Origin of the sequence: Aeromonas sanarellii, assembly GCF_000820085.1 — a bacterium.
In the GTDB taxonomy this organism is placed as follows: domain Bacteria; phylum Pseudomonadota; class Gammaproteobacteria; order Enterobacterales; family Aeromonadaceae; genus Aeromonas; species Aeromonas sanarellii.
Genome location: NZ_CDBN01000028.1, coordinates 22,144 through 30,213 on the forward strand (window position 1 = coordinate 22,144; position 8,070 = coordinate 30,213).

At 64.5% G+C, this 8,070-nt stretch carries 6 protein-coding genes, 1 tRNA gene and 1 rRNA gene; 3 read left to right on the forward strand and 5 right to left on the reverse strand.

What is annotated here, in order from left to right:
- Positions 1-116 precede the first annotated feature (116 nt).
- Positions 117-1,244 (forward strand): S-(hydroxymethyl)glutathione dehydrogenase/class III alcohol dehydrogenase, encoded by a 1,128-nt coding sequence (locus tag BN1132_RS05820; RefSeq protein WP_042075870.1) that lies wholly within the window; start codon positions 117-119, stop codon positions 1,242-1,244.
- A 49-nt stretch (positions 1,245-1,293) separates the two neighbouring features.
- Positions 1,294-2,148 carry an S-formylglutathione hydrolase gene (gene fghA / locus BN1132_RS05825; protein ID WP_042075873.1) on the forward strand — a complete coding sequence of 285 codons (855 nt, stop codon included), beginning with the start codon at positions 1,294-1,296 and terminating at the stop codon, positions 2,146-2,148.
- Positions 2,149-2,231: 83 nt separating this feature from the next.
- Here fghA and BN1132_RS05830 read toward each other — a convergent pair whose 3' ends face one another.
- Positions 2,232-2,954: a GIN domain-containing protein gene (locus BN1132_RS05830; RefSeq protein ID WP_042075875.1), complete on the reverse strand. Its 723-nt coding sequence runs from the start codon at positions 2,952-2,954 to the stop codon at positions 2,232-2,234.
- A 314-nt stretch (positions 2,955-3,268) separates the two neighbouring features.
- Between BN1132_RS05830 and ovoA the strand changes: the two genes are divergently transcribed.
- Positions 3,269-5,416, forward strand: a complete 2,148-nt coding sequence (gene ovoA / locus BN1132_RS05835; RefSeq protein ID WP_042075877.1) for a 5-histidylcysteine sulfoxide synthase — start codon at positions 3,269-3,271, stop codon at positions 5,414-5,416.
- Positions 5,417-5,474: 58 nt separating this feature from the next.
- On the opposite strand, the gene BN1132_RS05840 is transcribed toward ovoA, so the two are convergent.
- The 4 genes from BN1132_RS05840 to BN1132_RS05855 all read right to left on the reverse strand — a co-directional run bounded on the left by BN1132_RS05840 (position 5,475) and on the right by BN1132_RS05855 (position 8,039).
- Positions 5,475-6,446 carry a bile acid:sodium symporter family protein gene (locus BN1132_RS05840; RefSeq protein ID WP_042075880.1) on the reverse strand — a complete coding sequence of 324 codons (972 nt, stop codon included), beginning with the start codon at positions 6,444-6,446 and terminating at the stop codon, positions 5,475-5,477.
- Between the two features lie 249 nt (positions 6,447-6,695).
- Positions 6,696-7,661 (reverse strand): transcriptional regulator EbgR, encoded by a 966-nt coding sequence (gene ebgR, locus BN1132_RS05845; protein WP_042075881.1) that lies wholly within the window; start codon positions 7,659-7,661, stop codon positions 6,696-6,698.
- A 165-nt stretch (positions 7,662-7,826) separates the two neighbouring features.
- Positions 7,827-7,941, reverse strand: a 5S ribosomal RNA gene (gene rrf, locus BN1132_RS05850).
- Positions 7,942-7,963: 22 nt separating this feature from the next.
- Positions 7,964-8,039, reverse strand: a tRNA-Thr gene (locus tag BN1132_RS05855).
- Positions 8,040-8,070: the final 31 nt, after the last annotated feature.

Consider the following 8,070-nt stretch of genomic DNA (forward strand, 5'->3'; position numbering starts at 1 on the left):
TTACCTGTGTGTAAAAGTGATTTGATAATTAGCGTTATTATCACCAAATCGGCGGGAAACTACACTGGATCTCCGAACTCATTTCCGTTCATCCAACCACTACGAGGACGTCATTCATGGCACAGGTTCAGAGCATCAAGTGCAAGGCCGCCATCGCCTGGGGCCCGGGTCAGCCCCTCTCCATCGAAGAGGTCGAGGTCATGCCGCCCCAGGCGGGCGAAGTGCGGGTGCGGATCGTCGCCACCGGCGTCTGCCACACCGATGCCTTCACCCTCTCCGGTGAGGATCCGGAAGGGGTCTTCCCCTGCATCCTGGGCCACGAAGGGGGCGGCATCGTCGAGTCCGTCGGCGAGGGCGTCACCAGCGTCAAGGTCGGCGACCACGTGATCCCCCTCTACACCCCGGAATGCGGCGAGTGCAAGTTCTGCAAATCCGGCAAGACCAACCTGTGCCAGAAGATCCGCGCCACCCAGGGCAAGGGGCTGATGCCGGACGGCACCACCCGCTTCTCCAAGGACGGCCAGCCCATCTACCACTACATGGGCACCTCCACCTTCAGCGAATACACTGTGCTGCCGGAGATCTCCATCGCCAAGGTGGACCCGGCCGCCCCCCTGGAAGAGGTCTGCCTGCTGGGCTGCGGCGTCACCACCGGCATAGGCGCCGTGATGAACACCGCCAAGGTGAAAGAGGGTGAGAGCGTCGCCATCTTCGGGCTGGGGGGCATAGGCCTCTCCGCCGTGATCGGCGCCCGCCTCGCCAAGGCCGGCCGCATCATCGCCATCGACATCAACGAGAGCAAGTTCGAGCTTGCCCGCAAGCTGGGCGCCACCGACTGCATCAACCCGAACACGTTCGACAAGCCCATCCAGGAGGTGATCGTCGAGATGACCGACGGCGGCGTCGACTTCTCCTTCGAGTGCATCGGCAACGTCAAGGTGATGCGCGCGGCGCTGGAGTGCTGCCACAAGGGCTGGGGCGAGTCTGTCATCATCGGCGTGGCCGGCGCGGGCCAGGAAATCAGCACCCGTCCATTCCAGCTGGTCACCGGCCGGGTGTGGCGCGGCAGCGCCTTCGGCGGGGTGCGCGGTCGCAGCGAACTGCCGAGCTACGTACAGCGCTACATGAAGGGGGAGTTCCGCCTGGACGACTTCATCACCCACACCATGCCCCTCGAGCAGATCAACGAGGCGTTCGATCTGATGCACGAAGGCAAGAGCATCCGCACCGTCATCCACTACTGATCCCATGAGCGCCCCGCCCATATGCATGGGTGGGGCAAGGAGTCCTTACATGAATCTGGACATCATCAGCAGCAACAAGAGCTTCGGCGGCTGGCACAAGCAGTATCGCCACCGCTCCAATGTGCTGGGGTGCGAGATGCGTTTCGCCATCTACCTGCCACCCCAGGCCCTCACCGGCCAGAAAGTCCCGGTGCTCTACTGGCTCAGCGGCCTCACCTGCACCGACGAGAACTTCATGCAGAAGGCAGGCGCCCAGCGCATCGCCGCCGAACTCGGCATCGCCCTGGTGGCACCGGACACCAGTCCACGCGGCGAGGGGGTACCGGACGATCCCGGTTACGATCTCGGCATGGGGGCGGGTTTCTACGTCAACGCCACCCAGACCCCCTGGCGGGATCACTACCAGATGTATGACTACGTTACCCGGGAGCTGCCCGAGCTCATCGAGACCCACTTCCCGGTCTCGACGAAACGCGCCATCAGCGGCCACTCCATGGGGGGCCACGGCGCCCTCATCGCCGCCCTGCGCGAACCCGGCCGCTACCGATCTGTGTCGGCCTTCAGCCCCATCAGCCACCCGAGCCGCTGCCCCTGGGGCCAGAAGGCACTCGGCGCCTACCTCGGCAACAACCCCCTGCTGTGGCAGGAGTGGGATGCCTGCCAGCTGCTGCGCCACCACGACAGCCCGCCCCTGCCGACCCTGGTGGACGTGGGGCTGGACGACCCCTTCCTGGCGGAGCAGCTCGGCATCGATACCCTGGCCGAAGTGGCCGCCACCCGGGAGTGGCCCCTCGCGCTCAACCGCCACCCCGGTTACGATCACAGCTACTACTTCGTGGCGAGCTTCATCGAGGCGCACCTGCGCTTTCACGCCAGCCACCTGGGCGAGCCGGCCCGGGATTGACGCGGGCAAGCGGATCGCTGCCAAGCCACATGAAAAAAAGGCCCCGCGGGGCCTTCTTGATGACGGGTTTTCATCGCCGGGGATCAGCTCCCCAACCGGCTCACCTGACCGGAACCCGCGATCTCGCTGGTCAGCTCGGGGCTGCCCCAGTAGCTGACCGCACCGGTACCGGCGATCTCTACCTTGAGCCTCGACTGGGCACGCACCTCGACCTCGCCACTGCCGGCTATGCTCACCTCGACCTCCTGACTGGCGAGCCCGGCCCCCTTGACGCCACCGGCGCCGGCGATGTTCAGCACCACCACCCGGGCGGAGCCCTGCCCCAGATCCAGGTTGCCCAGCCCGGCGATGTTGCCCTCCAGCCGATCCAGCGTCAGCCCGCTGGCGACTATGTCCCCCGTGCCCGCCAGGGAGAGCACCAGATCATCCCCCTTGAAGTCGCGCAAGGAGCCGTTGCCAACGCCCGCCAACGCCAACTCGTGCAGCGTCGGCAGGGTGATGGTGATCTCCAGCGGCTGGGTGGGGTCGAGCCGGTAACCCTCCTTGACCTCGATCTCCAGCTTCTCCCCCTTCTCGGTGAGCACCAGGTAGGGCAGCAGGTTGGCCTCCTCCTTGACCCTGAGGGTGTGGCTCTCCCCCGCCACCAGGTACAGGTTGGCGGGCACGCCCGCCAGCACCCGGGTCACCTCTCGCCCCAGGGGATGCTGCTGCTCCACCACGGCCCCCTCCCCGCGCACCTTGACGTCATCCTGCCAGCTGCATCCGGTCAGTCCCAGGGCCAGCACAACTCCCAGCATCCATCTCATCCACACTCTCCTCGTCGTGTTCCTGTCGTGCCGGGCCCCCTTGGCTTGGGCGACAGAGTGAATCACATGAGCAAACCCCATGCCATGAAACTAAACATATGATTTAAAGATGAAAATTGATTTTTCACACCATTGACAACCCATTATTGAGAGTCATTCAGACCATAATTTGGTAAAACTGACCACACCCGAACATGGTGCCCGATCGACACACTGGCGGCACTTTTTGGTTGCCGCACCGCGCCGTTGAGCCAATAGTGATACCTGGTGCGTATAGAGCACTCCATCGACGCATACCAACAAGGAGTCCGAGCGTGACCCAAGCCAGCCACCCATTCGCCACCCCGGGCCTGCCTGCCCCCACCCGCACCCCGCTCTTGACCGGCGAGGATCCCGAGCAGAAACGCCGTGAGCTGCTCGCCTACTTCTGCCAGACCTTCGATCTCTACGACTCGCTGTTCGACTGCCTGGCCGACGAGCGTGCCTGGTTCAACAAGGCGATCCCCCTGCGCCACCCGCTCATCTTCTACTACGGCCACACCGCCGCCTTCTTCGTCAACAAGCTGCTGGCGGCCCGCCTCATCGAGGGCCGGCTCGACCCCCGCATCGAGGCCCTGGTCGCCATCGGGGTGGACGAGATGAGCTGGGACGATCTGGACGAGACCCACTACGACTGGCCCACGGTGGCAGAGCTGCGTGACTACCGCGGCCATGTGCGGGATCTGGTGTGTGGTTTCATCGAGCGGATGCCGATCGAGCTGCCCATCCATTGGCAGAGTCCGGCCTGGGTCATCCTGATGGGCATAGAGCACGAGCGCATCCACCTCGAGACCTCCAGCGTGCTGATCCGCCAGCTGCCCCTGGCCTGGGTGCGCACTCAGCCCCAGTGGCCGGTCTGCCCCGAGGCGCGCCACGATCTCGCCGCCGTCCCCGTCAACACCCTGCTGCCGGTGGCCGGCGGCCGGGTGCGCCTCGGCAAGCAGGACGCCACCTACGGCTGGGACAACGAGTACGGCGAGCGCCACATCGAGCTGGCCCCCTTCCAGGCCAGCCGCATGCTGGTGAGCAACGCCGAGTACCTGGCCTTCGTGCAGGCGGGCGGGTATGAAGAGCCCGCCTGGTGGGACGACGAGGGCCGGGGCTGGCGCCAGTATGCCGGGGCCCGCATGCCCACCTTCTGGGTTGGCGACCCCGCCGAACCCGAGCAACTGCAACTGCGGCTGATGACCGAGCAGGTTCCCATGCCCTGGGACTGGCCGGTGGAGGTGAACCAGCTGGAGGCCGCCGCCTTCTGCCGCTGGCAGGCGGATCAGACCGGCCTGCCCGTCCAGTTGCCAAGCGAGGGGGAGTGGATGCTGCTGCGGGAGCAACTGGCCGGCGATCAGCCGGACTGGATGGAGGCCCCCGGCAACATCAACCTGGCCCGCTTCGCGTCGTCCTGCCCGGTGGACGCCTGCCCCCAGGGGAGCTTCTTCGATCTGGTGGGCAACGTCTGGCAGTGGACCAGCACCGCCATCGACGGCTTCGAGGGGTTCAGGGTACATCCCCTCTACGACGACTTCTCCACCCCCACCTTCGACGGCAAGCACACCCTCATCAAGGGCGGGAGCTGGATCAGCACCGGCAACGAGGCGCTCAAGTCCTCCCGCTACGCCTTCCGTCGCCACTTCTTCCAGCACGCGGGCTTCCGCTACCTGGTCTCACGCCATCAGGAGCCCGTCATCGTGAACCCCTATGAAACCGACACGCTCGTCGCTCAGTATCTCGACTTCCAGTACGGCCCGAGCCACTTCGGGGTCGCCAACTACGCCCAGACCCTGGCCGGTCTTGCCAGCGAGCTGTGCAGTCGCCATGAGCGGGCGCTGGACATCGGCTGCGCCACCGGCCGTGCCAGCTTCGAACTGGCTCGCCGCTTCGCCCACGTGGACGGGGTCGACTACTCGGCCCGCTTCATCGACGTGGCCCTGACCCTGGCCAGACAGGACAGCTTCCGCTATGCGGTGCCGGTGGAAGGAGAACTGGTGGAATATTGCGAGGCGCGCCTCTCCCGCCACGAGCTCGGCCGCGAGCAGGCCGATCGCGTCCACTTCAGCCAGGGGGATGCCTGCAACCTCAAGCCCAAGTATGCGGACTACGATCTGGTGCTCGCCTCCAACCTGATCGACCGGCTGCGGGAGCCCGCCCGCTTCCTGCGGGACATCGCCCCGCGCCTGCGCAGCGGCGGCCTGCTGGTACTCACCAGCCCCTACACCTGGCTGACCGACTACACCCCCAGGGCCAACTGGCTCGGCGGCATCCGGGAAAACGGCGAGGCCCTCGGCACCTATCAGGCGCTGCAACGGCTGCTGGCGGAGGAGTTCGAGGAGCACATGCCCCCGCGAGACGTCCCCTTCGTCATCCGAGAGACCGCCCGCAAGTACCAGCACACGGTGGCCCAGCTCACCGTCTGGCGCAAACGCTGACGACGCGGCAAACGAAAGAGGGAGGCCCATGGCCTCCCTCTCTTTTTGCCCTAAAGGCTTACCCCTCCTGAACCTGGGGCACAGCCTCCCGCTCGCGGTAGCGGCGGGCCAGCACGGCGCACACCATCAGCTGGATCTGGTGGAAGATCATCAGGGGCAGCACCATGACCCCGACGCTGGCGGCCGGGAACATGACGTTGGCCATGGGCACCCCGTTGGCCAGGCTCTTCTTGGAGCCGCAGAAGACAATGGTGATCTCGTCCGCCCTGTTGAAACCGAGGCGACGGCTGATCCAGACGTTCCAGCCCAGCACCAGCGCCAGCAGCACGCAGCTCAGCAGCACTATGCTGGCCAGATCGTACCAGCCGACCTGGTGCCAGATCCCCTGTACCACCGCCTCGCTGAAGGCCACATAGACCACCAGCAGGATGGAGCTCTGGTCCAGCTTGCCGATGAGCGGGCGATGGCTGTCGACCCAGCGACCGATGAGGGGGCGCGACAGGTGGCCCACCACGAAGGGCAGCATCAGCTGCACCATGATGGCCTGGATCGAGTGCCAGGTATCGACCCCCTCCCCCTGCACCTGGATCATCAGCCCCACCAGCACCGGCGAGAGGAAGATGCCGAGGATGCTGGAGGCCGAGGCGCTGCACACCGCCGCCGACACATTGCCGCCCGCCATGGAGGTGAAGGCGATGGCCGACTGCACGGTGGCGGGCAGGGCGCACAGGTAGAGGAAGCCGAGGTAGATGGCCGGGCTCAGCCAGTGGGGCACCAGGGGCGTGAGCAACAGCCCCAGCAGCGGAAACAGCACGAAGGTGCTGGCCATCACCACCAGGTGCAGCCGCCAGTGGCCGAGGCCCGCCAGCAGGTTCTGGCGCGACAGCTTGGCGCCATGCATGAAGAAGAGCAGCGCCACCGCCAGCTTGGTCAGCAGACCGAACCAGACGGCCACCTGCCCCTCGCAGGGGAAAAAGGAGGCCAGGGCCACCACGGCAATCAGCACAGAGGTAAAGGGATCCAGACGCACGAGCGGTCTCCGGTGAAAGCAGATCCCGTCCCCGTGCGGGGCCGGTGATCGGGGACGACAGGAAACACAACAGGAGCCGTGCCACGGCTCCTGTTGAAACGAATCCCCAGCTTACCCCGATAAGCGGGAGGCGCAAAGTTGAGCGACAACTCGCAGTGGCAGGGAAATCAAATATGCCGGCCCGTGCCCATGGGGCAGGCGACATGTCACACCATGGCGACGACTAAAACAGAGCATATTTTACTAAAATCAGCCTGTAGTTCCGCGCAGTGTCAGCTTGCTCGGTACCAGTACCCGCAGCGGAATGTCGCGCTCGTCGCGCAACCGCTCGACCAGCAGATTGACCCCCTGGGAGCCCATCAGCTCGGAGTGGATCCGCACCGTGGAGAGCGGCGGGAAGGTGAACCTGGCAGTCGGGATATCGTTGACGCTGATGAGCGCAATCTGCTGGGGAATGGCCAGCCCCTTCTCGTGGATGGCCCTCAGCACCCCGATGGCGATGGAGTCGGAGGCGACGAAGAGCGCACTGGGCCAGTCACCGGCCAGCATCTCCCTCGCCAGCCGATAGCCGGAGGCACTGGAGAAATCGCCGCGATAGAGATCCTGCTCCTGCACCACCCCCAGCCGCCGACCGTAATCGGTGAAGGCCAGCTCACGCAGATCCGGGCCATCATGCTGGCCACCAATATAGCCGATGCGCCTATGCCCCCGGGCGACAAAGAAATCCACCACCTGCTGGCTGATCAGCGCCAGATCCACATCCACTGAGTCGAACTCCCTCTGGGAGCGGCAATCGATGAAAACCAGCTGGGGAGAGCTGTGCTGCAACTGGATCAGACGCTCCGGGGTGAGACTCCCCACCACCAGGATGCCGTCGACAGCGGGGAGCTCACGCCCTTCGCCACCGTGATAACAATGCGTGAGCTCGATATTGAGGCGGGCACACTGGGTCTCGATACCGTAGCGAATGGCGAGGTAGTAGGGATCATTGACCTCGGTACTCTGCGGGTAGGCATAGACGGACAGGAAGTGCAGCCTGCCCTTGTGGACGCCCTTGCGGGCGCTGCTGGTCTTGTACTCCAGCCGCTCGGCGATCTCGACGATCTTCTGCCTGGTCTCTTCCTTGACGCTCAGGCTGGGATCCTCGTTCAGTACCCGGGATACCGTGGCGAGCGAGACGCCCGCCTCCTGCGCAATTTCCTTCAACGTAGCCATCAATACCTCGCTGGCAGCCTCACCTGTTGGTCGGCAACGCCTAGAGGGTAATGCTCAATCCCTTGATAGCCCAGTATTTTTACTAAAACACCGGCAGAAGGGATGAGGTCGAAGGGGCTGAAATGCAAGAAGGCCTCCCGAATGGGAGGCCTCTTCTGAATAGGTGCCTGACAGTGTCCTACTCTCGCATGGCGAATGCCACACTACCATCGGCGCTACCGCGTTTCACTTCTGAGTTCGGCATGGGATCAGGTGGTTCCACGGCGCTATTGCCGTCAGGCAAAAGCTTTACTACTTGAAAATGGTGCTGATACCCAGAATCGAACTGGGGACCTCATCCTTACCAAGGATGCGCTCTACCGACTGAGCCATATCAGCACACTAACCGTTAAAGACCACGCTGGGCGTA